The 24,058-nt window shown below is 55.5% G+C and carries 19 protein-coding genes and 1 pseudogene; 11 read left to right on the top strand and 9 right to left on the bottom strand.

What is annotated here, in order from left to right; all coding sequences use genetic code 11:
• Positions 1-250: 250 nt before the first annotated feature.
• From C1N56_RS02340 to C1N56_RS02355, 4 genes are all read left to right on the top strand, one after another.
• Positions 251-952 carry a response regulator transcription factor gene (locus C1N56_RS02340; protein ID WP_058759838.1) on the top strand — a complete coding sequence of 234 codons (702 nt, stop codon included), beginning with the start codon at positions 251-253 and terminating at the stop codon, positions 950-952.
• Between the two features lie 168 nt (positions 953-1,120).
• Positions 1,121-2,152, top strand: a complete 1,032-nt coding sequence (idnD, locus tag C1N56_RS02345) for an L-idonate 5-dehydrogenase (protein ID WP_394517048.1) — start codon at positions 1,121-1,123, stop codon at positions 2,150-2,152.
• A 9-nt stretch (positions 2,153-2,161) separates the two neighbouring features.
• Positions 2,162-2,926, top strand: a complete 765-nt coding sequence (gene idnO / locus C1N56_RS02350; RefSeq protein ID WP_394517049.1) for a gluconate 5-dehydrogenase — start codon at positions 2,162-2,164, stop codon at positions 2,924-2,926.
• A 79-nt stretch (positions 2,927-3,005) separates the two neighbouring features.
• On the top strand, positions 3,006-4,325 hold the full coding sequence (locus C1N56_RS02355; RefSeq protein WP_058771315.1) for a gluconate:H+ symporter: 1,320 nt from the start codon (positions 3,006-3,008) through the stop codon (positions 4,323-4,325).
• A 31-nt stretch (positions 4,326-4,356) separates the two neighbouring features.
• Here the strand turns inward: C1N56_RS02355 and C1N56_RS02360 are convergent, their stop codons facing one another.
• The gene (locus C1N56_RS02360) at positions 4,357-5,067 is read right to left on the bottom strand and encodes a polyphenol oxidase family protein (RefSeq protein WP_394517050.1); all 711 of its coding nucleotides are present in this window, start codon (positions 5,065-5,067) and stop codon (positions 4,357-4,359) included.
• A gap of 109 nt (positions 5,068-5,176) precedes the next feature.
• Between C1N56_RS02360 and C1N56_RS02365 the strand changes: the two genes are divergently transcribed.
• The 4 genes from C1N56_RS02365 to C1N56_RS02380 all read left to right on the top strand — a co-directional run bounded on the left by C1N56_RS02365 (position 5,177) and on the right by C1N56_RS02380 (position 10,397).
• On the top strand, positions 5,177-5,986 hold the full coding sequence (locus C1N56_RS02365) for a 5'-nucleotidase, lipoprotein e(P4) family (RefSeq protein ID WP_058771313.1): 810 nt from the start codon (positions 5,177-5,179) through the stop codon (positions 5,984-5,986).
• Positions 5,987-6,566: 580 nt separating this feature from the next.
• A complete protein-coding gene (locus tag C1N56_RS02370) occupies positions 6,567-7,208 on the top strand; it encodes a carbonic anhydrase (protein WP_104188443.1) in 642 nt (213 codons plus the stop codon).
• A 2-nt stretch (positions 7,209-7,210) separates the two neighbouring features.
• A complete protein-coding gene (locus C1N56_RS02375) occupies positions 7,211-8,680 on the top strand; it encodes a SulP family inorganic anion transporter (protein WP_104188445.1) in 1,470 nt (489 codons plus the stop codon).
• Positions 8,681-8,972: 292 nt separating this feature from the next.
• Positions 8,973-10,397, top strand: a complete 1,425-nt coding sequence (locus tag C1N56_RS02380) for a GGDEF domain-containing protein (RefSeq protein WP_058776404.1) — start codon at positions 8,973-8,975, stop codon at positions 10,395-10,397.
• A 16-nt stretch (positions 10,398-10,413) separates the two neighbouring features.
• Here the strand turns inward: C1N56_RS02380 and ddlA are convergent, their stop codons facing one another.
• Positions 10,414-11,508 carry a D-alanine--D-alanine ligase gene (gene ddlA, locus C1N56_RS02385; protein WP_394517051.1) on the bottom strand — a complete coding sequence of 365 codons (1,095 nt, stop codon included), beginning with the start codon at positions 11,506-11,508 and terminating at the stop codon, positions 10,414-10,416.
• Between the two features lie 269 nt (positions 11,509-11,777).
• Between ddlA and C1N56_RS02390 the strand changes: the two genes are divergently transcribed.
• The 3 genes from C1N56_RS02390 to C1N56_RS02400 are packed head-to-tail and all read left to right on the top strand — an operon-like array spanning position 11,778 to position 17,232.
• Positions 11,778-14,087: a type I secretion system permease/ATPase gene (locus C1N56_RS02390; RefSeq protein WP_394517052.1), complete on the top strand. Its 2,310-nt coding sequence runs from the start codon at positions 11,778-11,780 to the stop codon at positions 14,085-14,087.
• Positions 14,084-15,325 carry an HlyD family type I secretion periplasmic adaptor subunit gene (locus C1N56_RS02395; protein ID WP_021509681.1) on the top strand — a complete coding sequence of 414 codons (1,242 nt, stop codon included), beginning with the start codon at positions 14,084-14,086 and terminating at the stop codon, positions 15,323-15,325. The genes C1N56_RS02390 and C1N56_RS02395 overlap by 4 nt, the downstream gene beginning before the upstream one ends.
• 5 nt (positions 15,326-15,330) lie before the next feature.
• Positions 15,331-17,232: a TolC family protein gene (locus C1N56_RS02400; protein ID WP_394517053.1), complete on the top strand. Its 1,902-nt coding sequence runs from the start codon at positions 15,331-15,333 to the stop codon at positions 17,230-17,232.
• On the opposite strand, the gene C1N56_RS02405 is transcribed toward C1N56_RS02400, so the two are convergent.
• The 7 genes and pseudogenes from C1N56_RS02405 to C1N56_RS02435 form a co-directional block, all read right to left on the bottom strand.
• Positions 17,229-18,374 (bottom strand): MFS transporter, encoded by a 1,146-nt coding sequence (locus C1N56_RS02405; RefSeq protein WP_394517054.1) that lies wholly within the window; start codon positions 18,372-18,374, stop codon positions 17,229-17,231. The genes C1N56_RS02400 and C1N56_RS02405 overlap by 4 nt on opposite strands.
• Positions 18,371-18,904 carry a TetR/AcrR family transcriptional regulator gene (locus C1N56_RS02410; RefSeq protein ID WP_058771307.1) on the bottom strand — a complete coding sequence of 178 codons (534 nt, stop codon included), beginning with the start codon at positions 18,902-18,904 and terminating at the stop codon, positions 18,371-18,373. Before C1N56_RS02410 ends, C1N56_RS02405 begins: the two co-directional genes overlap by 4 nt.
• Positions 18,905-19,030: 126 nt before the next feature.
• Entirely contained in the window at positions 19,031-20,056 is a 1,026-nt protein-coding gene (yjjJ, locus tag C1N56_RS02415; RefSeq protein WP_394517055.1) for a type II toxin-antitoxin system HipA family toxin YjjJ, read from the bottom strand.
• Complete coding sequence (locus C1N56_RS02420) at positions 20,056-20,334, bottom strand: MarR family transcriptional regulator (protein ID WP_278708238.1); 279 nt, start codon at positions 20,332-20,334, stop codon at positions 20,056-20,058. The genes yjjJ and C1N56_RS02420 overlap by 1 nt, the downstream gene beginning before the upstream one ends.
• Before the next feature lie 565 nt (positions 20,335-20,899).
• Positions 20,900-22,219 carry a hypothetical protein gene (locus C1N56_RS02425; RefSeq protein ID WP_394517056.1) on the bottom strand — a complete coding sequence of 440 codons (1,320 nt, stop codon included), beginning with the start codon at positions 22,217-22,219 and terminating at the stop codon, positions 20,900-20,902.
• A gap of 147 nt (positions 22,220-22,366) precedes the next feature.
• Positions 22,367-22,737: pseudogene (locus C1N56_RS02430) on the bottom strand (tyrosine-type recombinase/integrase); the annotation flags it as partial.
• A gap of 546 nt (positions 22,738-23,283) precedes the next feature.
• Positions 23,284-23,769 (bottom strand): DUF2778 domain-containing protein, encoded by a 486-nt coding sequence (locus C1N56_RS02435; protein WP_104188241.1) that lies wholly within the window; start codon positions 23,767-23,769, stop codon positions 23,284-23,286.
• Between the last annotated feature and the right edge of the window lie 289 nt (positions 23,770-24,058).

Below are 24,058 nucleotides of genomic sequence, written 5' to 3' on the forward strand. Positions count from 1 at the left end.
TCAGAATTTTCGCAGTTTTTCCGGGGCCGCTAACCGCTGCTGTCCATTAATCCGGTAAAACTACCTTTTAAATAGCGGTAATAAGTTAAACGCGTAAGCAAAATTTTAATTTTTGTTAACCTGGTGACGTTTGGTTTAAACCGTTGCAGGCGATTTTCCCTGCAGCGGTCAGTGCATACTTTCAGGTCATTTTCACTGGTGTGGTTATCAGTACTGGACAAAATTGAGACTGTAATAAAGGAATAAAAGAATGGTATATGCACATAATAAACAGGTGCGTGTCGCTGTCCTTGATGATCACCCGATGGTTCGTACCGTTTTCGAGTTATGCCTGAAACACGAACCGGATATTCATCTGGTCGGGACCTGGTCTTCAAGTAATGAATTGTTTAGTCAGTTGCGCAGCACCACGGTGGATGTGCTGGTGCTGGATTTTTTGCTGGGCGAGCGTGAACTGGATGGCCTGGCCCTGGTGAAACAGCTGCGAAATCACTATCCGCAGCAAAAGATTTTGATCTCATCGTCCATGGAGAGCCCGGCGATTGTCAAAATGGTGCTGAGCGCCGGCGTTAAGGGCTTTATTGGAAAAAGCCACAATATGCAGGAGATCGTTCAGGCGATTCGTCAGGTGGCGCAGGGGCGGCTATTCCTGTCACAGGAAGTGGCGTACGAGGTGGAAAACCTCTACGTGATGAATGAAGACGCCATCAACGAAAACCTCGATCTCTCCAGCAAAGGCAATATGTATGAGAAGGTCAAAACCCTTAGCCCGCGCGAAGTGGAAGTGGTGCGCTGTTTTCTGGATGGGCTCAGCGTGTCGCAAATTGCCGTGAAGTTTAAACGCAGCCGTAAAACCGTGAGTGGACAAAAGCAGTCGGCGCTGAAAAAGCTCGGCCTGCGCTCGGATTCGGAATTGTTCAAATACAGCCACGACCTGATGTCGGGCAGCTAATCCTTCTTTAAGGCGGTCAGGGATGGCCGCCGTCTGCTTTTCCGCCTCTCTGCATCACGTTCCCGGTAACAGCCGTTTTGTAACATCGCTTTGAGTGATGTTCGTCACAGTTTTGCCGGCCGTATCCCGCTGTGATAGCCCCATTGCTACAGCACTGAAGGGGCTACAATGAACATTGAAACGCAATCCTGCGTCATTACCGGCAAAAAACAGGTTAGCGTCGCACAGCAACAGGTGCAGTGGGACGGCACCGGCACGCTGGTGCGCATCACGCGCGGCGGCATCTGCGGGTCCGATCTGCACTACTATCAGGAAGGTAAAGTCGGCAGCTTCGAAGTGAAGATGCCGATGATCCTCGGCCATGAAGTGATCGGCTACGTGGTGGAGAGCGACGATCCACAGCTCCAGCCCAATCAAAAAGTGGCGGTCAATCCCTCAAAGCCGTGCGGCAGTTGTAAATACTGTCTGCGCGAGCAGCAAAATCAGTGCACCTCAATGCGCTTTTTCGGCAGCGCCATGTATCTGCCGCACGTGGATGGCGGCTTCACGCAATACAAAGTGGTCGATAGCGCGCAGTGCGTGCCGTTTCCGCAGGAGGCCGATGACAGCGTAATGGTGTTTGCTGAACCGCTGGCTGTGTGCATCCACGCCACGCAGCAGGCGGGCGATCTGAGCGGCAAAACCGTGTTCATTTCTGGCGTCGGGCCGATTGGCTGTCTGATTGCCGCCGCTGCCAAAGCCCGCGGAGCTGCCGAGATTATTTGCAGCGATATCAGCGAACGCTCGCTTAGCCTGGCGCAGCAGATGGGCGCGACCGGGGTGATCCACGCTGCTGACGGTGATTTCACGCCCTACCTTGCAGATAAAGGCTTCTTCGATGTCGCTTTCGAGGCTTCCGGCCAGCCGTCCTCGCTGCAGCGTTGTCTCGACGTGGTATGCGCCAAAGGCACGCTGGTGCAGGTTGGCATGGGCGGCACGATTCCGGATTTCCCGCTGATGACGCTGATCGCCAAAGAGATCAATCTGGTCGGTTCTTTCCGTTTCACCTACGAATTCAACACGGCGGTTGACTGGCTGGCACGCGGCGTAGTCAATCCGCTGCCGCTGTTCAGCGGGGAGTATGACTTACAGGATATCGACGCGGCGCTGCAGTTTGCCGGTGATAAAACCCGGGCGGCGAAAGTCCAGTTAACGTTTTAAGGAGTCAGTATGAGTCAGCTATTTTCCCTGACGGGCAAGCGTGTGCTGCTCACCGGTTCGGCGCGCGGCATCGGTTTTCTGCTGGCGCGCGGTCTGGCGGAGGCGGGTGCGGAAGTGATCATCAACGCCACCACCGAGGGCGGCGCAGAGCAGGGCGCGGCGAAACTGCGCGAGCTGGGTTATCTCGCGCGGGCGAAGGCCTTTGACGTCACGCAGTCGGCGCAGGTTCAGCAGGCGGTGGAGGAGATTGAAAGTCAGTGGGGCGCGATTGATATCCTGGTGAACAATGCCGGCATTCAGCGCCGCCGGCCGTTTCTCGAGTTTCCCGAGCAGGACTGGAACGACGTGATTGCCGTCAACCAGACAGCGGTGTTTCTGGTGTCACAAACCGTGGCGAAAAGAATGGTGCAGCGTCAGCGCGGAAAAATCATCAACATCGGCTCGATGCAGAGCGAACTGGGGCGCGACACCATCACGCCGTATGCCGCCTCCAAGGGCGCGGTCACTATGCTGACGCGCGGCATGTGCGTGGAGCTGGCGCGCCACAATATTCAGGTTAACGCCATTGCGCCGGGCTATTTCGTCACCGAGATGACCCAGACGCTGGCTGACGATCCGGCCTTCACCGGCTGGCTGACCAAACGTACGCCGGCTGCGCGCTGGGGCAAGCCGGAAGAGCTGATTGGCGCGGCGGTGTTCCTGGCGTCGGGCGCATCTGATTTCGTCAATGGCAATCTGCTGTTTGTTGATGGCGGTATGCGCGTCGCCGTGTAATGCCCTGGCGCGGCTGGCGTAATTGCCGGCGCGCGCCTAAACCTTAAACACCCCTCTGTCTTCCTAAGGATAATAAAAAATGCCAATAACCATAATTGTGCTGGGTGTGATACTGCTGCTGGTTCTGATGATTGTCTTCAAGGTCAACGGCTTCATTGCGTTGGTGTTTGTCTCGGCGGTGGTAGGTATCGCCGAAGGCATGACGCCGCTCAATGTGATGGCCTCGATTCAGAAAGGTATTGGTTCCACGCTTGGCGGCCTGGCGATGATCCTCGGCTTTGGTGCCATGCTCGGGCGGCTGGTGTCCGATACCGGCGCTGCCCAGCGGGTGGCCACCACGCTGATTGCCGCGTTCGGTAAACAGCGGCTGCAGTGGGCGCTGGTGGTCACCGGACTGATCGTCGGTCTGGCGATGTTTTACGAAGTCGGCTTTGTGCTGTTGCTGCCGCTGGTGTTCACCATCGTTGCGGCGGCCGGACTGCCACTGCTGTACGTCGGCGTGCCAATGGTGGCAGCGCTGTCGGTGACGCACTGCTTCCTGCCACCGCATCCCGGCCCAACCGCCATTGCCACCATCTTTGGTGCCAATCTCGGCACCACGCTGCTGTACGGCTTAATCATTACCATCCCGACGGTGATCATTGCCGGCCCGATCTTCTCAAAATTCCTCAAAAGCTTCGAAAAGTCGCCGCCGGAAGGGCTGTATAACCCTAAAATCTTCACTGAAGAAGAGATGCCGGGCTTCTTTATCAGCATCTTTGCTGCAGTGATTCCGGTGGTGCTGATGGCGATTGCGGCAGTCTGCGAACTGACGATGCCGAAAGAGAATGCGCTGCGCCAGTTCTTTGAATTTATCGGCAACCCGGCGGTGGCGCTGTTTATCGCCGTGGTAATTGCAGTGTTCACCCTCGGTCTGCGCAACGGGCGCAAAATGGAGCAGGTGATGGATATGTGCGGCGATTCGATTGCCGCCATCGCCATGATCGTCTTTATCATTGCCGGCGGCGGCGCCTTTAAGCAGGTGCTGGTGGATAGCGGTGTCGGTAACTATATCGCCGATCTGATGAAAGGATCGTCGCTGTCACCGCTGCTGATGTGCTGGACGGTGGCGGCAATGCTGCGCATCGCGCTGGGATCGGCCACCGTCGCAGCGATCACCACCGCCGGCATCGTAACGCCGATCATTGCCGCTACCCATACCGATCCGGCGCTGATGGTGCTGGCGGTTGGTTCAGGCAGCGTGATCGCTTCGCACGTGAACGATCCCGGTTTCTGGCTGTTCAAAGGCTATTTCAACCTGAGCGTGGTTGAAACGCTGAAAACCTGGACGGTAATGGAAACGCTGATCTCCATCCTCGGCCTCGCCGGTGTACTGGCGCTCAACGCCATCATTCACTAAGGCCTGCGCTTCACAGGGAGGTGAAGCGTGCTTACTCGCGGCGGCGAATCCACGAGAAACGTGACTGATAGCCGCTGTCAAAATGGGTGTTATAGCGATAGCTCGAACCCGCCTCCGCCATGCAGTAAGTACACACCGCCACGCGATCAATCTGCGCCGCCGGGATGCCGCGCTGTAACAGCAGGTCCTGCGCCAGCTGAGGCAAATCAAACCATACTCCCTGATGATGCGCCCGCGCCTGAGGTCGGATTGCCTGCGGATTATGCGGCTGTTGCTGTGACCAGCTTAGCGCCGGCAGATCCGGGCGCTGCTGCATCTGTGCGATGCGATCAACGCCCAGCTCATAGCAGCACGGGCCGATCGCCGGACCGATCGCCACCAGCAGGGATGCCGGCGTCGCGCCACCCGCCAGCAGCTGATCGAGGGCACTGCTCAGCACGCCGCCGAGCGTACCCTGCAAGCCGGCATGCACCGCCGCCACCTGATGCGTTTTCACATCGGCAAACAGCACCGGCAGACAGTCAGCGGTGTAAACCGCAACCGGCCGATGATCGTCACCGATCACCCCATCGGATTCACAACTTTTCGGCGGCCGGTTTTGTCCGGCCAACACCACTTTTGCGCTGTGCCGCTGCTGTCCGTACGCCGCAGCGGCCGGTGCCGGCTGACCGGCAGGCTGGAAGGCATACTCCAGCCAGCGTTGACTCTCCAGCAGCGCCGAGCGCGGCCCGCGATTATCCATAAGTGTCTCCTGTGACCTGACCCCGGTTTTCCTCTGCCCACAGCTTACGTTAACTGCTACATTTTTAAAGCTTTACAAAAACTGACCATAATCACTTAAGGACGACATGATGAAAAACACCTCCTGGCTGGCCGCGGCGGGCCTGATTGCCCTGACGCTCACCGGCTGTGCCCAACCGCAAAAACAGCAGGCTCAGCAGCAACTCGGTCAGCAGTCGGTGCTGGCAGTCAACTGGTTCCAGCAGTCTGGCGAATATCAGGCGCTGAGCTGGCAGGCGTTCAACACGGCACGCATGGCGTTTGATAACGCTCCTTCGCTCACCGGCAAACCCAAAGCGGTGATTGTTGATCTGGATGAAACCATGATCGATAACAGCGCCTACAGCGCGTGGCAGGCAAAAAACGGCCAGCCGTTCTCCGGTAAAACCTGGTCAGCGTGGACGCAGGCGCGCCAGGCGACCGCAGTGCCCGGTGCCGTCGAATTTGCCAATTACGTGAATAGCCACGGCGGCACCATGTTCTACGTCTCGAACCGCGATCAGAAAGACTACGCGGCCACGGTCGATAACCTCAACAAGCTGGGCTTCAGCGGCGTAAGCGACAAAACCGTGCGTCTCAGTACCGGCAATTCCAATAAACAGGCGCGTTTCGACGCAATTAAAAATGCCGGCTACAACGTGGTGCTGTATATCGGCGATAACCTGAATGACTTCGGCGGCGCCACCTGGCATCAGGGTAACGCGCAGCGCCAGCAGTTTGTCACGCTCAACCATCAGCGTTTTGGCACCCAGTTCATTGTGCTGCCAAATCCACTGTACGGCGACTGGGAGAGCGGCATGGCTGAAAACTACAATAAGTTAACCCCGGAACAGCAGCTGCAGGTGCGTGAATCCCGCATGAAAGCCTGGAACGGTAAATAATTCGTCAAGCGAAATAGCGCCTGCCCTGGCGGGCGCTTATCGCAGGCGGTTAGCGCCAGTGATATTTACGTTTCTTTGTAATTATTATTCTGCTTATCATTTTCCCGATCTCTTACTTAATCCTTCCGCCGTCTTCAGTGAAATATCATCGCGAATAACGTTAAAACCAGCGAATATCACTATTCATAAATTTAGTAATTAGGATTTTTCTCAGCGAGCAGAGTGTAATCCACCATACCAGCGTAAAGGCGCAAAAGTTTTACGTGTATATATTTGTCAGTGCATCCGAAATGCGTTTTAAAAAATATTATTAATAGACTGATTATATTTATTTTTAATGAAATTCCTGCTGATTGCGTCACTTGCATTAACTTACTTTTTCATGACATTTGCTGACACTTATTTTACATAAGGTCGCTTCTTCTGCCGGGCTGAAATATTCCTGGTGCAAATCAATTCATAAGCGTCTATAACCAATTTCTGTGAGAAAGCGCCGTATTCACCTGCCACAGAACGCTAAAACCGTGCTGCGCCATGCATTTATTTGCCCGGAAGCGCTATTTGCGGATACAGAGAGAAGATAATTGTGACGACCCTTAAACCCTTATTAGCGAAAAATCGCAGTTGGGCACTCCAGCGCCGCGAGCGTAATCCAGATTACTTTGAACAATATCTGCATCAGCAGAAACCCCACTCCTTATGGATTGGCTGTTCCGACAGTCGCGTACCGGCAGAAGTGCTGACCGGCTCGCATCCGGGCGAGCTATTCGTGCACCGCAATATCGCCAATATGGTACTACCCGATGATGACAACTTTATCAGCGTGCTGCAGTACGCGATTTTTTATCTCGGCGTCGAGCGCATTGTGCTGTGCGGTCACTACGGCTGCGGCGGCGTGCAGGCGGCGCTGGGTCTGCCTGCCAGCCCGTTAGCGCAGGAGGATTCGGCGCTCGCCAGGCGCATTGCCGCGCTGCGGCGCGCATTGCAGCACGGGCTGGTGGCCTATCACGCCAGTCCCGCGCAGGAAGAGGAGAGCAGCAAGCTTAACCGGCTGATTGAAGCCAATGTCATCGCCCAGTTTAGCCAGCTGGTGCGCTGCGAGCCGGTGCAACAGGCCTGGCAGGCCGGACAGCAGCTGGATGTATTTGGCTGCGTTTATGACCTGCAGTCCGGCCATCTGAAAGAGTTAATACAGCAATCGTCAGAGGAACCCTCATCATGAATCTGCAAACGCTTCGTCAGGATATTCCTGCTGGTCTGGTGGTGTTTCTGGTGGCGCTGCCACTGTGTCTGGGCATCGCGCAGGCCAGCGGTCTGCCGCCCTTTGCCGGTCTGCTCACCGGGGTGATCGGCGGTCTGCTGGTTACCGCGCTCAGTCCCTCGCGCTTTGCCGTGAGCGGCCCGGCGGCGGGGCTGGTGACCATTGTTGTGGCCTCAATCCAGACGCTCGGCAGCTTTTCCGCGTTTCTCACTGCGCTGATTCTGGCTGGCGTGCTGCAGTGCATGCTCGGCCTGCTGCGCGCCGGTCGTTTTATCTCGCTGGTGCCGGGCAGTGTCATCAAAGGGATGCTGGCGGCCATTGGCCTGCTGTTGATTATGCAGCAGATTCCGGTAGCGCTGGGCGCCGCGAGTGATGCCGGTCTGCAGTCGCTGGTCAGCGGGGAGTTTGCGTTTTCGCTCAGCGCGATGCTGGTGGCCGGTAGCGGGCTGCTGATTCTGTGGCTGTGGACCACGCCCGCGATCAAAGCGGTTAAAGCGCTGAGCTGGATCCCCGGCCCGCTGGTGGCGGTGCTGTTTGGCTGCCTCGCCACGGTGTTAGGCGATCGCCTGTTTCCCAGCCTCGGCGAAGGCCTGCCGCGTATCGTACTGCCGGCGTTTGACAGTATGTCGGCGCTGGTGGCGGAGCTGGAAACTCCTGACTGGCTGGCGTGGCAGAATCCGTCGGTGTGGGTGGTAGCGATTACGCTGGCGCTGGTGGCCAGCCTTGAAACGCTGCTCAGCCAGGAGGCGCTGAAAAAACTGCGTCCGCAGCACCCGGCGCCGTCACCGAATAAAGAGATGTTCGCGCAGGGCATCGGTAACCTGACCGCCGGCTTGCTCGGGGCGATGCCCATTACCGCGGTGATTGTGCGCAGTTCGGTCAACGTCAGCGTGGGTGCCCAAACCAAACTGTCGATTCTGCTGCACGGCGTGCTGCTGCTGATTTGTGGCTTGTGGTTCAGCGCTCTGCTTAACGCGATTCCGCTCGCCAGCCTGGCGGCGGTGCTGCTGTATACCGGCTATAAGCTGGCAACGCCGCGCCTGTTCGTCGAACAGATTCGCATGGGCGCGCAGCAGTACGTGCCGTTTCTTGCCACCATCGGCGGTATCATTGTGTTTGGCATGCTGGCCGGGATTGGTATCGGTATCGCGACGCAGATTCTGTGCAGCATCTACCAAAGCCATCGCAACGCGCTGCAACTTACCCGCTATGACGACCATTACGTGCTGCGCTTTCAGCAAAACCTGACCTTTATGCACAACCCGAAGTTGCAGGGGCTGCTGGCGGAGATCCCGGAAAATAGCGTGGTGATTGTCGATCACGATAACGCCGAGTATATGGATCCGGACGTGAAAGCGGTGCTGCAGGATTTCGGGGATAGCGCCGGTGAGCGCGGCATCCGGTTGAGCCAGTGGCCGGTGGCGGTGAAATAACGTTCCCGCGCGCAGTCATGCAGTTTTTTTCGCCAGAATCGGATATCCCGGATATCCGATTTTTTTATTTATACGGCATAATTGCCGCTCACTGCGCCTGCCTGTTTCACATGCTGCCGGCGGGGCTGGTAGCTCGTCTCTGGCTTTCATGGCAGAGTGAGCGCCGCTCAGTCGCAGAGCAGGGCGACGAATACCGGGTTAATTAGCGAATTATCGCACGGATTTTTCAGGTTAAATGATTGCTGATGCCAGCGACGGATGGCAGCGATTTCAGGTTACAGGGTTCAGACGTATGCGCGTTAAGCTGTTTGAAGAGAATAATGTTAAAAAGAATGCTCTTTCGCTGTGTCTTATTACGCTGTTCTTCTGCTTTATTGGCAGCCACCTGCGTATTCCCGAAGAGTTTTCCCTGTTCTGGCCGGTGAATGCCCTCATCGCCGGTTTAATGGTGCGCAACCCGTTTTTACACACCACCTCCAGTTATCTGGTGTGTTTTGCCGCCATGATTTTCAACGATACGGTTTTTTCCGGCTGGGCACTGCCAGCGGTGACGATTAATTTTGCCAATATCCTGTTTATTCTGGTGTCAGTCAGCATGCTGATTAAGCATCTGCAATCGCCAACTGCAAACAGCCAGGTGTTCAACGCCATGCGCATCTTTCCGGCGTGCCTGCTCGGTGCAGCAGCCTGCGCCACCTGGGGTGCGTGGGCGCAGGATATCGACTTCAACGCGCGCTTTGTGGTGGCGTGGGCCGACTGGTTCAGCGAGCAGTTCTCCACCTCGCTGATGCTGCTGCCGGTGATGCTGACGCGTCCGCTGCGCAGCGTGCCGCTGCGGACGCTGGTGCACCCGGCCAGGCTGCTGCCGCTGCTCGCCGTGGCGCTGTCGCTCACGGTGGGGGCGCTGATTGGTGGCGCGGGCAGTCTGACCTTCCCGGTACCGGCGCTGATCTGGTGTGCCATTGTTCTGCCGATTCCGATCACCAGCCTGGTGATTCTGTTCACCGGCATCACCGAGATCGTGCTGGTCTCGCACGGCGTGATGAATATTCAGGGCGATGATTCGCTGCTGCCCATCAGCCATCTCACTTCCGCACGGCTCGGTGTGGCCACCGTAGCGCTCAGCCCGCTGCTGGTGGCGGTGAGCATGGACGCCATTCGCCAGCTTAACCATCGCCTGGCATTGCGCGCCAATTACGATTTCCTCACCCAGCTACTGTCGCGCTCCGGCCTGTATGAAAACCTTCGCCAGCAGCCGTTTTCCCTGCAGCGTGAAGCCGGCGTGATTATGCTGGATGTCGACTACTTCAAAGCCATTAATGACAATTTTGGCCATGATGCCGGCGATGGCGTGCTGGAGGAAATTGCGCGCCGTATTCAGCACGTAGTCGGCAGTCGTGGCCTGGTGTGCCGCTTTGGCGGCGAAGAGTTCGTGGTGGTGGTGTTTGATTACACCCACAGCCAACTGTTTCAGCTGGCCGAAGTGATTCGTCAGGCAATGGTGAAAGAGAAGTTCTGGATTCAGGGCAACACCGTGACCGTGACGGTCAGCCTCGGCCTGGCGCGCGGCGGTGCGGTTAACGAACGTGAATGGCCGGGGGTAATCAACCGGCTGGTGTCAGCGGCTGATAAACACCTTTACGTTGCCAAGCGCAACGGCCGCAATCAGACCTCACCGGCAATCGCGCCGCGCAGCATGGCGCATGACGTGGCCTGAGCCACGCCATCGCAGGTTACACGCTGCTTTTCAGCTGGCTGGATTGCTGATGACGCTGCTGCGCCAGCTCAATCAGGCGGGTAATCAGATCGCTGTAGCTCAGGCCGGCCGCCTGCCACAGTTTGGGATACATGCTGATGTTGGTGAAGCCGGGTAAAGTATTCACTTCGTTGACAATAATGTCGCCCGTTTCGGTGAGGAACACATCGACGCGCGCCATGCCAAAGCACTCCAGCGCCTGGAACGCGGTAATCGCTACAGCCCGAATGGCCTCGCTGGCTTCCGCACTGATGTCAGCCGGTACCACCACCTGCGCGCCGCTCTCGCTGATATATTTGGTGTCATACGAGTAGAAAGCGTCGTGCACCACAATTTCACCGCACGGGCTGGCTTCTGGCGCCTCGTTACCCAGCACCGCGCATTCAATTTCACGGCCGCTGATGCCCTGTTCAATCAGGACCTTGCGGTCAAAGCGGAACGCCAGATCCAGCGCCGCGTCGAATTCGTCCGGCTGCGTCACTTTGCTCACCCCAACGGATGATCCCTGATTGGCTGGCTTGATAAACAGCGGCAGGCCAAAGCGCGCAATCACCGCCTGCACATCCAGCGCCGCGCGCTGCGGCTGGGTGACGCTCAGCCACGGTGCCACTTTCAGGCCGGCATCGCGCAGCAGGCGTTTGGTGAAATCTTTGTCCATGCTGACCGCGGAACCCAGCACATCCGACCCGACAAACGGCAGATTGGCCATGCGCAGCAACCCCTGCAGCGAGCCATCTTCGCCCAGCGTGCCGTGCACAATCGGGAAGATGACATCCAGCTGCGACAGTGGCTGCGCCTGCTGCCGCGTAATCAGCTGTTCCGCGCGGCTGCCGGGCACCAGCGCCACGTTTTCACCGGAGCGGTTCAGGGCAATCAGCGCCGGATTGTCGGCGTTGAGCAGAAAGCCTGAAGCGTCATTGAGATGCCACTCGCCCTGTTTGTCGATCCCCAGCAGGACCACGTCGTATTTGTTTTTATCGATCGCCTCAAGAATATTTTTGGCCGACTGTAACGACACTTCATGTTCGGCCGACTTGCCGCCAAATACGATACCTACCCGCTGTTTTGCCATTGCTCTTTGTCCGGTTGCAGTAAAGCGAGCAGCTAAGATAACACGCCCAGGACAGCGCTCAACAGCGCCGCGATTATTCTGCAATCGTTCGGTCGCCAGACCGCATTCAATCGGGCTTTGCCCACTTTATTCATAAATATTCTCCACCGTTTGAGACAAGTCTTGGACGGCCTGAAAGCTGCCTTCTGTCAGAATTTTCCCAATTCAAAGAAAAGTCTGCGGTGGACGATGCGTCCACCGTTTTTTGTCAGGTTTACAGGAGTCGGGAAATGATGGACCAGAAGCAGAATGCCGTGGAGCAGGATGCGCGTTCTGTTGCTCGTATCGAAACCACCGTGGATGACACGCTATTAAAAAGCGTGGCGTGGATTTGCAAACACTACAAACGCGAGAAGAGTGAAGAGGCGCTGGTCGCCGGCCTGCCAAAAGCGACGCTGCTGTCGCCGTCGCAGGCGATGACCGCTCTGGAGAACGCTGGCATTACCGGCGGCATGGTCGAACGCCGCCTGCAGGATCTGCCGGAGCAATTGATGCCGATGATTCTGCTGCGGCAGAACGGCGGCGGCTGCATTGTGCTGTCGCGGCGCATTCACACCAATGAGGAGAATCAGCGCGAGCTGCGCTTCCAGCTGATCATGCCGGAGGTGAGTGATAAAGCGGTGGAGATGAGCCTGGCAGAGCTCAACGAGATTTATGCCGGCTTTGCGGTGATGGCGAAACCGGCGGCGGTACTGGATGAGCGCGCCAGTGAAATGCTGCCGGAGGTCAAAGGTCACTGGCTGTTCAGCACCCTGTGGCGCTACCGTCGTTACTACCGCAGCGCCGCCATTGCCGCCGTGCTGATCAACGTGCTGGCACTCTCCAGCATCTTCTTCACCATGAACGTCTACGATCGCGTGGTGCCGAACCAGGCGTTTGTTACGCTGTGGTCGCTGGCGATTGGCGTCACCATCGCCATGATCTTCGAAGCCATTACCCGCTTTGTGCGGGCACATCTGCTGGACATGGCGGGCAAAAAGGCCGACCTGGTGCTGGGCAGCATGCTGTTCCGTCAGGCGTTGTCGATCCAGATGGAGCACAAACCGGCCTCATCAGGCACTTTCGCCAACCAGATCCGTGAATACGAATCGGTGCGCGATTTTGTTGCCTCGGCGACGCTGGCGGCGATTTCGGATCTGCCGTTTATCCTGATGTTCGTCGGCGTGATCTTCTTTATCAGCGGTCCGCTGGCGATTATTCCGTTGATGATGATCCCGCTGATCATCATCGTCAGCGCCGCGATCCAGTGGCCGCTGGCGCGCATCATGAAGGAGAACCTGCGCGATGCGTCGCTGAAACAGGGCGTGCTGATCGAGTCGGTTGAAGGCATGGAAACGCTGAAAGCCGTGGGCGGTGAAGCACATATGCAGCGCCGCTGGGAGAACTTCAGCGCGCTGCAGTCGGCTAACTCAATGAAGTCAAAACGCTATTCGACGCTGGCAACCGGCGTGGTGACCTTTCTTCAGCAGTTTCAGACCGTGATGCTGGTGGTGGCCGGGGTTTATCTGATCAACGCTGGCACCTTCACCATGGGTGCGATGATCGCCACCGTGATGCTGGCCAGCCGCGCCACCGGCCCGCTGGGTCAGGTGATTGGTCTGGCGGTGCGTTATCAGCAGGCCAAAGCGGCGCTGACCTCGCTGAATAAGCTGATGGAGATGCCGGTCGATCGCGACAGCAGCAAAACCTACCTGACCGATCCGCCGCTGACCGGCGAGATCTCGCTGAGCAATGTCAGCTTCTCTTATCCGGCACCGCCGATGAAGCCCAATCCGGAAATCCTCAAAGACATCTCGCTGACTATCAAGGCCGGTGAGCGCGTGGCGATTCTTGGCCGCATCGGCAGCGGTAAATCGACGCTGTTACGCGTGATGGCGCGTCTGTATCAGCCGGTGAAAGGGCAGATCTCCGCTGACGGACTCGATGTTAACCAGATCGATCCGGCCGACTGGCGCAAAGCGGTGGGCTTCGTCAGCCAGGATGCGCGCCTGTTCTACGGCACGCTGCGCGAGAACGTGATGATTGGCCGGCCGGATGCCACCGCGAATGAACTGCTGCGCGTGCTGAATCTGACCGGTCTCGATCACGTGGCGGCGCGCCATCCGAGCGGCATCAACCTGTCGGTCGGTGAGGGCGGTGAAGGGCTGTCGGGCGGTCAGCGTCAGTTAGTGTCGCTGGCGCGAACTCTGCTGACGCGGCCCAAAGTGCTGCTGATGGATGAACCGACCAGCGCCATGGACAGCATGACCGAAAGCCAGTTCCTCGCCCATCTGCGCCGCGCCAGCGAAGGCCACACGCTGATCGTCGTGACGCATCGTCCGTCAATTCTGGCGCTGGTCGACCGCATCATCGTGGTTGAGGAAGGAAAAATTGTCGCGGATGGCCCGAAAGAGCAGGTGCTGGCCGCGCTGGAAGGTAAAGGTAAAACCCGCCAGCCGCGTCAGGCGGTAGAGCAGGCGGCGCGCGCACCCGCGCCGGCTAACGATGCTTCGGCAACGTCAGAGCCCGCCATCGCCGCGGCAGAGGAGGCCGCAGTATGATCAAGTTAATGCCATGGCGCAGCCGCAGCAAAAATCTCTCCGCTGCGGATGCCGAATTCATGAATGACGTGCAGGCGTCCCTGCTGTCGCAAACCACGCCGGGATCGAAACTGGTGATGTGGATCATCATCGCGGTGATTGGCATCGGTCTCACCTGGGCAAACTATGCGCGGGTGGAGGAGATCACCAAAGGCGACGGAAAAGTGATTTCCCGCAGCCGCGAGCAGGTGATTCAGAGTCTGGAAGGCGGCATTCTTGCCGAAATGAATGTGCGTGAAGGCACGGTGGTCAACCGGGGCGACGTCCTGCTGAAAATCGATCCGACGCGTGCGCAATCAAGCTATCGCGAGGCGCTGAGCAAAGTGATTGGCCTGAAGGGCAGCATTGCGCGTCTGCGTGCCGAAGCCTACGCGCAGCCGCTGACGTTTGACGAGCAGGTGCAGAGCGATCCCGCCGTGGTTGCGCAGGAGACCAAAGCCTATGAATCACGCAAGCGCGCGCTGAACGACAGCATTAACTCACTGCAGCGCAGCTATGCCCTGTCGATGCGTGAAATTCGTCTGGCGGAGCCGCTGGCGGCGAAAGGATTGCTGTCTGAGGTTGAACTGCTGCGCATGCAGCGCCAGGCGAACGACATCCAGGCGCAGATTGTCGAGCGGCGTAACCGTTACCAGTCTGATGCCAACACCGAACTGGCGCGGCTGGAGCTGGAACTGAGCCAGGTAAGCGAAAACCTGATTGGCCGCGCGGACGTGGTCGAGCGCACCACCATTACCGCACCGGTGCGCGGCACGGTGAAAAACGTGCGCGTCAACACCATCGGCGGCGTCATTCAGCCCGGTGAGCACATCCTGGAAATCGTGCCGCTGGAAGAGCAACTGCTGGTGGAGGGGAAAATCCGTCCTTCTGATGTCGCCTTCCTGCGTCCGGGGCTGCCGGCCAAAGTGAAAATCACCGCCTACGACTTCGCCATCTACGGTGGACTGGATGGCCATGTGGAATACATCAGTCCGGATACGCTGAAAGACGATCAGAAAGCCGCTTCCGGCCGCCCGGATGACACTTATTACCGCGTGTTGATTCTCACCGATAAAAGCACGCTGCACGCAGGCAATAAAGATCTGCCGATCATTCCCGGCATGGTGGCCACGGTGGAAATCCGCACCGGCGAGAAAACCATCCTTGATTACCTGCTGAAGCCGGTACTTAAGGCGAAAGAAGCCTTCCGCGAGCGTTAATAACCATGAAAAATAATAATATGCACCGTCGCGCAGCGGCGCGGCGCCTCTCTTTGCTTGCCGGTTGCATTACGGTCATGATGGCTCCGGCCATCAGCGTAATGGCCGATTCGACCAGTGAATTGATGATGTTTGCCGAGATGAGCGGACATCGCCCGGCCGCCCCCGCTGCGGCACCGGTACGCAGCGTGCCGGTACAGCGCGTGCCCGTTGCGCCAGCCCAGCGCTTTGCAACCGCGCCGGCACCGCAACCGATGTTTACGCAACCTCAGGCCGCGCCGGTTGCACCACCGGTCGCCGCGCCACGCGCTCAGCCGGCACCAGCGCCGGCACCTTCACCGGCCCCAGCGCCAGCAGCGCCGATTGCACCACCGCCGGCACCTTCACCGGCCCCAGCGCCAGCAGCGCCGATTGCACCACCGCCGGTGCAGCCGGTACAGGGCGGCGGTTTTCTGACGGAGGAGCAGCGCCAGCCGGAACCCAGGCAGACGAATCCGCTGCTGAAATCGGTACGCACTTTCAACTCACAGCAGCCTGCGCCGGTGCCGGTGAATGAAGCAGAAGTAAAAGCACAGAGCGAGTTCAGTTATGTCAGTCCGCCAGTAGCGGAAACCAGAACCACTGCCGCCGATGCCGCCGTGGCGCGTTCACCGGTCAGCCTGAGCGGCGCGGTGGATGAAACCGTGGCTGAATCCGAGCTGCGGCAGAAATTCCTCTCGGCCGCGCGCATCACCTGGCGCATCAGCCCGGCGCTGAAATCGTCCGTGGCGCAGACCGATGCCGCCGCCGCCAGCGTGGATGAGGCGAAAGGGCAGCGCTGGCCGCAGCTGGATGTCAGCGCCAGCTCGGCGACCAAAGAGTTTGGTGGCGGGGTAAAAAGCGACGGTAGTCAGAGCAACGTGCCGGCGCTCGGCGTGTCGATGGCGACCAACCTGATTGATTTCGGTCAGACCAGCCGCACCATCGAGAGCCGCGAAGAGCGCGTGACCTCGGCGCAGCAGGCGGCGCAGGCGCAGCGTGAAGAGCTGGCGATGCAGGTCAGCAACGCGCTGATTGAGTGGAACAAGCAGCAGCGGATCATTGCCATCAGCCAGCAGTACGTGGCGCGCATGACCGAACTGACCACCATGCTGAGCGGCATTGTGCAGTCAGATACCGGTCGTCGCAGCGAGCTGACGCAGGCCAAAGGCCGATTGCTGCAGGCGCAGAGTTATCTGGAGAATGCCGAGTCGCGCGCGCGCGATGTCGAAATCACGCTGAACCGCCTGATGGGCAATAGTCGCGTGACGCTGCCAGCCAGCGATCGCTGGGCGATGAATTTTGGCGATCTCAACCGCCAGCTGGCCAGCCTGGATTATCATCCGCTGATCCTGCGCGCCAGCGCGGAAACGCGAGCGGGGTTTAAAGAAGCGGAAGCGATTAAAGCTTCCGGCCTGCCAAAACTCAACTGGACGGTAACCAAAAGCACGCGTGAAGATCAGCTCGGTCGCCAGCAGGCGTGGCAAACCGGCATCAACGTTAGCTGGGGCCTGTTCCGCGGCGGTTCAACCAACGCGCAGGAGATTGCGGCGATTAAACGCGCCGAAGCCAGCCGTCAGCAGGTACAGGAGCAGCGACGCGATCTGGAGAATCGCGTGCGCGCTGCCAGCCAGGATGCACATTCGATGGCCGATCGCGCCGCGCTGTATAAGAGTCTGATTGTCGAGTCTGACCGCATCCGCAAAGACTTTTTCGATCAGTGGTATCACCTCGGACGCCGCTCGCTGCTGGATGTTCTGAGCGCCGAAAGCGATCTGTATAACAATCAGGTAAGCGAAGTGAGCAATCGCTTTGACAGCTACGCGGCGATCATTCGCGGCTACTCCAGTGCCGGCATCCTCAGCCGCTGGCTCACCACCGGACGTTAAGCGTCAGCGCGCTGTGGCGGGTTAGCCGGTATCAGAAATAGCAGCGCAACCGGGATGGCAGCGAACAGCAGCAGGGCTGTGGCGGCGCTGCTGCTGTAGAGCTGCGCAAAGAGTATCGCCCCGACAATTTGCCCAATCGCCAGCGTCAGAAACGCCGCCGCCACGCCAGAGGCCGCATTCTGTGGCGTGGCGGCGGCACCCGCAACCAGCAGAATACCCGACAGCGTGACATATCCCGCGCCGCACAGTGCCGCCGCCGGTACCAGCCAGTAGCTAAAGTGGGTGAGTGCCGCCAGCAATAGCAGCGGAACGGCCATCGCCAGCTGCGCCAGCCAGTATACCTGACGCATACCGATGCAGCGTGCCAGCGGGCCGGTCAGCGCGCCGAGAATGCCGGCCGCGCCGCTAACCAGCCACAGCATACTGGCGTGGCCTTCGTTCAGGTGGCTGTGCTGGCGTAACACATCCGGTCCAAAACACCACCACGCCGCGCTGGCGACACCGCTAAGAAAAGCGATGATAATCACCCGCTGCAGCGCATGATTGTGCAGCCGATCGCGCCAGCCAACCGGCGATCCCGGTGGATCGGCACGACCGGCGGGCAGGCAATAGCGTGCCAGCAACAGGCTGATTAACGCCAGCGCGGCAAAACAGCAGCAGGCCGCGCGCCAGCCGCCGGGCATCAGCATAAAAATGGGCACTGACACAATAATGCCCGCGCCGGTGCCGGCGTTGATGAGCGTATTAGCGGCGGTTTGCCGCGACGCGTCAATTTGCCGGCTCACGGCACTGGCGAGCGCCGGGGAAGCCAGTCCGGCACCGAGACCCGCGATAAACAGCCCACCGGCAATCAGCCATGCGCTGCCGGCAGCGGCCAGCAGCAATAAGCCGAGCATAGCCGTCAGCGCTGCCAGCATGGCGGTGCTGCGCACGCCCCAGCGCGCCAGCAGCAGCGTGGCGCCGGGCGTGGCCAGGCAGTAAGCCAGATAGCTGCAGGCGGCCAGCATGCCCGATGCGCGCGGGCTGAAGCTGATCTGTTGTGCCACCTGCGGCATCATCATTCCCCACGCAAAACGCGCCAGCCCGTAGGTCACGGCGATCAGCATAAAGCCGCTCAGTGTCAGGCGGAGTGAGGTTTTCATGACGCACTCGCCATCAGTTGCTCAGCCGCCAGACGCGCATTGACCACAGCCTGCGGACCGTCAATCAATCCGGCCATAATCGCCCCTTCAAACAGTATCCAGATAGCATCGGCCAGCGCTGACGGCGAATTCCTGTGCGAGTGCGCCAGGCAGGCACGGATATAGCCGCGCTGCCAGTAACGATAATCCAGCGCCTGCGCCGCCAGCTCAGCATCCTGCTCCGCATACTCACCGTACGCTTTGGCAAAAAAGCAGCCGAGCGATCCTTCTGCCCGCATCCACTGTTCCAGCACCGAAAACAGCTGGCTGATGGCTGCAGGATCGTCTGGCTGTGACAATAAATCGGCAAAGCGCTGCCGGCGCGCGGTCATCACCGCGGCAGTTAACCGCTCGCGCGACGGAAAGTGCTGATAGAGCGTACGCGTGGAGACCTTCGCCTCACGGCAAATGTAATCGGTGCTGGTGGCATGAAAACCATTGTTGTAGAACAGCCGCTCGGCAGCGTTCAGGATATGTTGTTTTTTACGCATACCTTAAAAAGTAAACCGATCGTTTTACTTTTGCAAAGTTGCGGGGAAAAAATTGGGTACGAGGCGGTTGGTCGCCGCCGCTTTCAGTGATGCAGCTTTAAGGGAATAATCAATGATGAAAAGCGCTTAGCCCAGTCGGGCGATGCGCGATCGGGCCTCATTCAGATGCTGTTGTAACGCGGCGAGGCACGGCGCAAAACGCGCTGAGAAACCATCGCAACTGTTCGCCAGAGACAAAAATTCCTCCGCCAAAGCCAGCGCTTCCCGCCATGTATCGCTGCTGACCACTTCCGGCAGTGACGCTGGCCGCAGCGTATTCACGATGGCGCCGCCCGCTCTGGGCGCAAAGCCCATCGGCAGAATGTCATAAGCTGGCGCGAGGTGATAAGGACGGCCATGGCGACTGATGAATGACAGGTTACCGGCGTGCATGTCGGTATTGCCGATCAGCATGCCGAATGCCCAAAGCCGGGCCGTGCTATTAGCGGCCTCAGAATGGACACACTTTTCCGCCACAAGCTGGTTGACGAGGACCGGCCAGCTTGCACTGGCATTGCCGACGAACTCCGCATCAAGCGCCCGTAGCGAAAACACGCCGATACGGCCCATTTTGCCCACCCGATCGAAGCGGGGGATTTCGAGAAAGCGCTGCCCTGCAATATCAAACACGTCGGTCCCAACACCCAGCACTTTCAGGGCCAGATGTTCAGCCATCAGCAGATCGCGCCAGCGTTCGCTGACTGGGTTGTCATCTGCTGCGGTGAATTTCACCAGCACATGACCGCGTTCGGTATAGGTGCAGAATTTGGGCTGCTCACCACCCGCTGATGAGCCCTGCACCTCACCAGCGCCCGCCGCCCGCGCCAGCTCGGGATACGCCGTCACGCGCTCCACGGGTGTCGGTTCGGGCATTTCCAGAAAACGGCTGCGCGCCTGCTCGCCGATCAGCAGGTTGCCGATCGCATCATGACCTTGTGCCAGCAGCGCTCTGACGACATCTGCGTCCGCCCATTGTTCGGGATTCGCCGGCAGACCGAGCCCGCTGGCATAAGTCGAGGCATACGCTCTGCCGAGATAGCCCTGCGGTCGCATGTCAAACAGCCACCACGGCAGCCCGTCACTGTGAAAGCTTTTATGGTCCGCCTGCACCATCACAAATCCTTCCGGACGAACCGGATCAGCTCGCCGAGAGGTTTGATTTGCCCTTCATCGGTAACACGGTAAATCGGGGCCGAGCGGAATCCGCGAAACGTATCCCGCAGGGCATAGTGAATAGATGGACCCGCCCCGATTTTGACGATGTCATCACCCAGTTCTCTAATCGCACGGGAAAGCGTGGGCTGGCTTATACCCATTTTTTCAATGAGTTGCCTTCCCGTTATCGGCCCGCTATGGAGAAGCTGACGTAGGGTTTCCGCACGCGTAGACATGGTGTTGAATCACTTTATGAATAGATAGATGAATAGGTTTTTGAATAGATAATCTGGCAGGTGAGCTGCTGGCAGTCACTGGGATGTGTTGGCCTGATGTGCAAAATGTGTGGTTCTGTGGGGGAATTGAGGCTGCATGAAGGTTTAGCGAGATGGATTGTGGTGTAGTGGTCTGTAACAGGCGGTTGTTAACACAATGGCAGCGTGAGGCAGCTTGAGTCGGAAAGGCTGGCAAAACAGGTGATTTTAGGTTGAAAGCGGAAGGGTACTGCGCATTGGAGTTTTAACTGTATCAGCAAAAAACGCTGACCTTGCATCGTCATTGTTTAAATCTAAATAGCAAAGCCACCTGTTTGAGGGTGACTTAAGTCAATCAGATGAACAAGTTATTGGCGGCCTTCGCTAAGTTAGAACCACTGAATAAGCGATTATGAGTCCCATTTCTAAACTAGATAAATCAGTAACTTACTGATTTTTAGGTTTTCGTTAGGCCGAATAGTGATGAAAAGTGGCGCACAGCGTTGCGCTCTGCTGCCACTTTGCTGCCATTTAGGAACATAAAATTTTAATCAGAATCATTATTTTTTGATTTTAATTTCAATATGTCATCGATATTTTCTGACGACTTAGGATTAACAATATTTTGAATGGTGTGACTATGAGACATCGAGTCATTTGTAATGCCTAACTTTTTAAGGATGTTTTCTGCATTCGACTTGTTAATTAATGGTGTGGTGCCTAATGCTTTTAGAATCATTTGTTGATTTTTATTATTACTGAAGCCTAACAGTGAGTTAATTTTTTCATTCGTTGCTATACTATTGTTTGTTAAATATTCGTCAAGCCATGACTTGCTTTTATCAAAATTGCTATTTTTATATAGTCCTAAAGATTTTGAAAGCTTTTCATTTGCAGTTATATAATCTTGTGATTCAATTGATTTTAATAAATTCCCTTTAGATGTTGTTGCTTCATTATTCTTCAGCACTTTAATCTCAGCTCTTAGTTCCTTAAGTTCGGTGGATGCTTGACCAACCTTTTCTTCTTCTGAGCTTAGCTTGGCTATTAATTCATCTATTTTTTGTAGGCTCTCAGCCTTTTCATTTTCAATTCTTGATAACTCTAGTTTTGACAATTCCATAAGTTCGATAGTCTGCCTGAGATCAAGAACGAATGAACCCATCTCATCAGCACTTCCAGAAAATCGGTTGAATATCATAAGGAAATAATTTAAAAGCTCGTTGTCAGAGAAATTGGGATATCGAACTCTGTGATCAATCTCACTCCAGCCTTCTTCAAAGATAGTTCTAACTTGAATTTCGGTAAATATTTCATCCTTCATAGGTCGAGTTTTTGTTATATAGTGAACTGAACGATAACCAGCTTTGTGTACTTTTACTAAACAACCTTGATTGCTATATTCTTCAGATTCGGAGTCATCTCCCTCTCTAATATATACCACAGGTTTTTCTAGTTGCTGGCACATTGATTCTATGAAACTATGAATAGGCTTCCAATCCTTCTTAAATAGATGGAGGACTCTTATTCCAATCAAGTCAGTGATAATCGTAGTGTAATTTTCTTCTGAAATTTCATCATACTTTTTATTTCCCTCATTGCGTTTTCTTACAACCTTAGCCATGAGGTGTTCAGGATCTTTTACACGCCATCTTACTGAGTGGACTTCATTTACTTGCTGAAGTACTGAAGATATCATAATGGCTGTTTCCTTCAAAAAATCAACGCGCGCAGCATGATAACTGCCGATTTTTAATAGATCATTCCATACTAATTTGGAATTTTCAAAATCTTCTTCTGTAAGGTTGTTTTTAAAAAGAAAATCTTCTTTTTTAAGATCATACAAGTATTGTGTTTCATTGTTCATTTACTAACTTCCTTTTTTAATTTACTAATTAAAACGACAAGTGTTAATTATTAAAAGCACTTTCTTTATGTAAAATATTGAGTAGGGTTATTTTTAGAGAAATATTAATTACTTATCACATATATGTGTGAGAGGTTATTGATGTTATCATTTTATTAACATACTCAGTGGGTTAAACAATGTCGCTTCGAATAAATGGTCCGGTGCAAAGTGCGCATATCGCATCGTGACCTTGATATCTGTATGTCCCAATATTCGCTGAAGCACTAGTATATTGCCGCCGTTCATCATGAAATGAGACGCGAAGGTGTGTCGCAAGACGTGCGTAAGCTGCCCAGCAGGTGTCTCGATTCCCGCGCGTTGCAAAGCCATCCTAAACGCTGAATAGCAAGGTTTAAAGAGCACCTGCGCTTTCCTGTTGGATGGCAGTTGAGCCTGCAATTTTCAGTTATCGGCACCGCCTGGCTTACCTTTAGCTCAGTTTTTACATAGAATATCTGACCCGATCGGATCTCATTCTCCCTAAAACACCATTTATGTTCGAAAAGAATTCTACAGTTCAAAAGTTATCTCGCTCTGCATATGATTTTCACCAAAAAATAGTTATATGATCTCTAGAAAATTATTGGTTAAAGCATTATCGCGCGATAGCTGAGGTGCGAAAAAAGTTTATTTTAATCAGTTTTTTACGAAAAGATTAATAACAAATTATCAATGAGATACTATTTATAGTACTGGGCTGAGCGCTGTTGTACAGTGGGTGACTACAGCAACGACAGCACCTTTACAAATGTCTTAAGCCGGCTCTCAGTTGATGAAACCTGGCTCCGGAGCCTCTTATCTTCATTTTTTACGCTTTAGAAGGACTACCAGTATTAGAGAAAGCAGAATCGATATAGAAATATTGACTATTAATATAAAATCAATAACCGATTCATCACCATAGATCTGCAGGGCGTTGGCGATTGAATAATATATTGATGCAGGAACTAATATTGCGAACGCTTTAGAGATTGCCACGCAACAGATGATAAATAACAAAATGAGTAAAAAAATACGCATCATCAGTACACCTTTACCGTTCCATAGGCTTTCAATTGACTACCTGGAATATTGAGAGTGGGGCCGGCGCGCAGGAACATATCGCGCATGTACTGAAACTGGATAGGATGAGCAAGTGTAATACAGCCCTCGCTAAGACCGAGCGGTCCTATGGGATGGAGCCTGAAATTCCCACGTCTGACGCCCTCCACAAACGTGTAATCATCAATTTTGCCGTCATCGCGGTAAAGACCAAACCAGGTGGTCCGATCTGTTCCGTATATTTCTTTCAAAAATCTCTCACGCCAGGGACCTAATCTTCCACCTGATGGCCGCTCAACGATGTAATAACGTCCGCGCACTAATGGGCCAATATCGGGGACATGAGTTTTATCAGGATTATTACGGCCATCTTTCTGGCCTGAAAACGCGGGAAAAACACCAATGCCCGGACAATTGAGTGAAGTCATTTCACGACGATTTAATAACAGATAGCAGCTGTAAGACATAACGATTCCTTTTGTTAAGTCATTTCATGAGCTTACTAATCACCATTTAATCATTTAAAGCGATTAGTCTGGTCAGGCTTTGCAGTGACATATATTTAAAGCAGCACCATCCAAAATGGGGACGGAAAAATCACCAGAGAAGTGATTTAAATACATGATTTATGAAGATTTGGTGGCCCCTGCTGGGTTTGAACCAGCGACCAAGCGATTATGAGTGTAAAATCAACAACTTACGTTAATATGCCCCTCTATACTTTTCAATACCTTCCCAATATAATAACCGCTGTAT

This window comes from Pantoea sp. SGAir0175 (genome assembly GCF_043547855.1).

Bases quoted from the DNA above. Each gene is read 5' to 3' on its own strand.
- C1N56_RS02380 (WP_058776404.1), top strand. From the start codon at position 8,973: ATGCGCGTTAAGCTGTTTGAAGAGAATAATGTTAAAAAGAATGCTCTT.
- C1N56_RS02355 (WP_058771315.1), top strand. From the start codon at position 3,006: ATGCCAATAACCATAATTGTGCTGGGTGTGATACTGCTGCTGGTTCTG.
- C1N56_RS02400 (WP_394517053.1), top strand. From the start codon at position 15,331: ATGAAAAATAATAATATGCACCGTCGCGCAGCGGCGCGGCGCCTCTCT.
- C1N56_RS02420 (WP_278708238.1), bottom strand. From the start codon at position 20,334: ATGTCTACGCGTGCGGAAACCCTACGTCAGCTTCTCCATAGCGGGCCG.
- ddlA (WP_394517051.1), bottom strand. From the start codon at position 11,508: ATGGCAAAACAGCGGGTAGGTATCGTATTTGGCGGCAAGTCGGCCGAA.
- idnO (WP_394517049.1), top strand. From the start codon at position 2,162: ATGAGTCAGCTATTTTCCCTGACGGGCAAGCGTGTGCTGCTCACCGGT.
- C1N56_RS02435 (WP_104188241.1), bottom strand. From the start codon at position 23,769: ATGTCTTACAGCTGCTATCTGTTATTAAATCGTCGTGAAATGACTTCA.
- C1N56_RS02390 (WP_394517052.1), top strand. From the start codon at position 11,778: ATGATGGACCAGAAGCAGAATGCCGTGGAGCAGGATGCGCGTTCTGTT.
- C1N56_RS02405 (WP_394517054.1), bottom strand. From the start codon at position 18,374: ATGAAAACCTCACTCCGCCTGACACTGAGCGGCTTTATGCTGATCGCC.
- C1N56_RS02340 (WP_058759838.1), top strand. From the start codon at position 251: ATGGTATATGCACATAATAAACAGGTGCGTGTCGCTGTCCTTGATGAT.
- idnD (WP_394517048.1), top strand. From the start codon at position 1,121: ATGAACATTGAAACGCAATCCTGCGTCATTACCGGCAAAAAACAGGTT.
- C1N56_RS02365 (WP_058771313.1), top strand. From the start codon at position 5,177: ATGAAAAACACCTCCTGGCTGGCCGCGGCGGGCCTGATTGCCCTGACG.
- C1N56_RS02410 (WP_058771307.1), bottom strand. From the start codon at position 18,904: ATGCGTAAAAAACAACATATCCTGAACGCTGCCGAGCGGCTGTTCTAC.
- C1N56_RS02395 (WP_021509681.1), top strand. From the start codon at position 14,084: ATGATCAAGTTAATGCCATGGCGCAGCCGCAGCAAAAATCTCTCCGCT.
- C1N56_RS02360 (WP_394517050.1), bottom strand. From the start codon at position 5,067: ATGGATAATCGCGGGCCGCGCTCGGCGCTGCTGGAGAGTCAACGCTGG.
- C1N56_RS02425 (WP_394517056.1), bottom strand. From the start codon at position 22,219: ATGAACAATGAAACACAATACTTGTATGATCTTAAAAAAGAAGATTTT.
- yjjJ (WP_394517055.1), bottom strand. From the start codon at position 20,056: ATGGTGCAGGCGGACCATAAAAGCTTTCACAGTGACGGGCTGCCGTGG.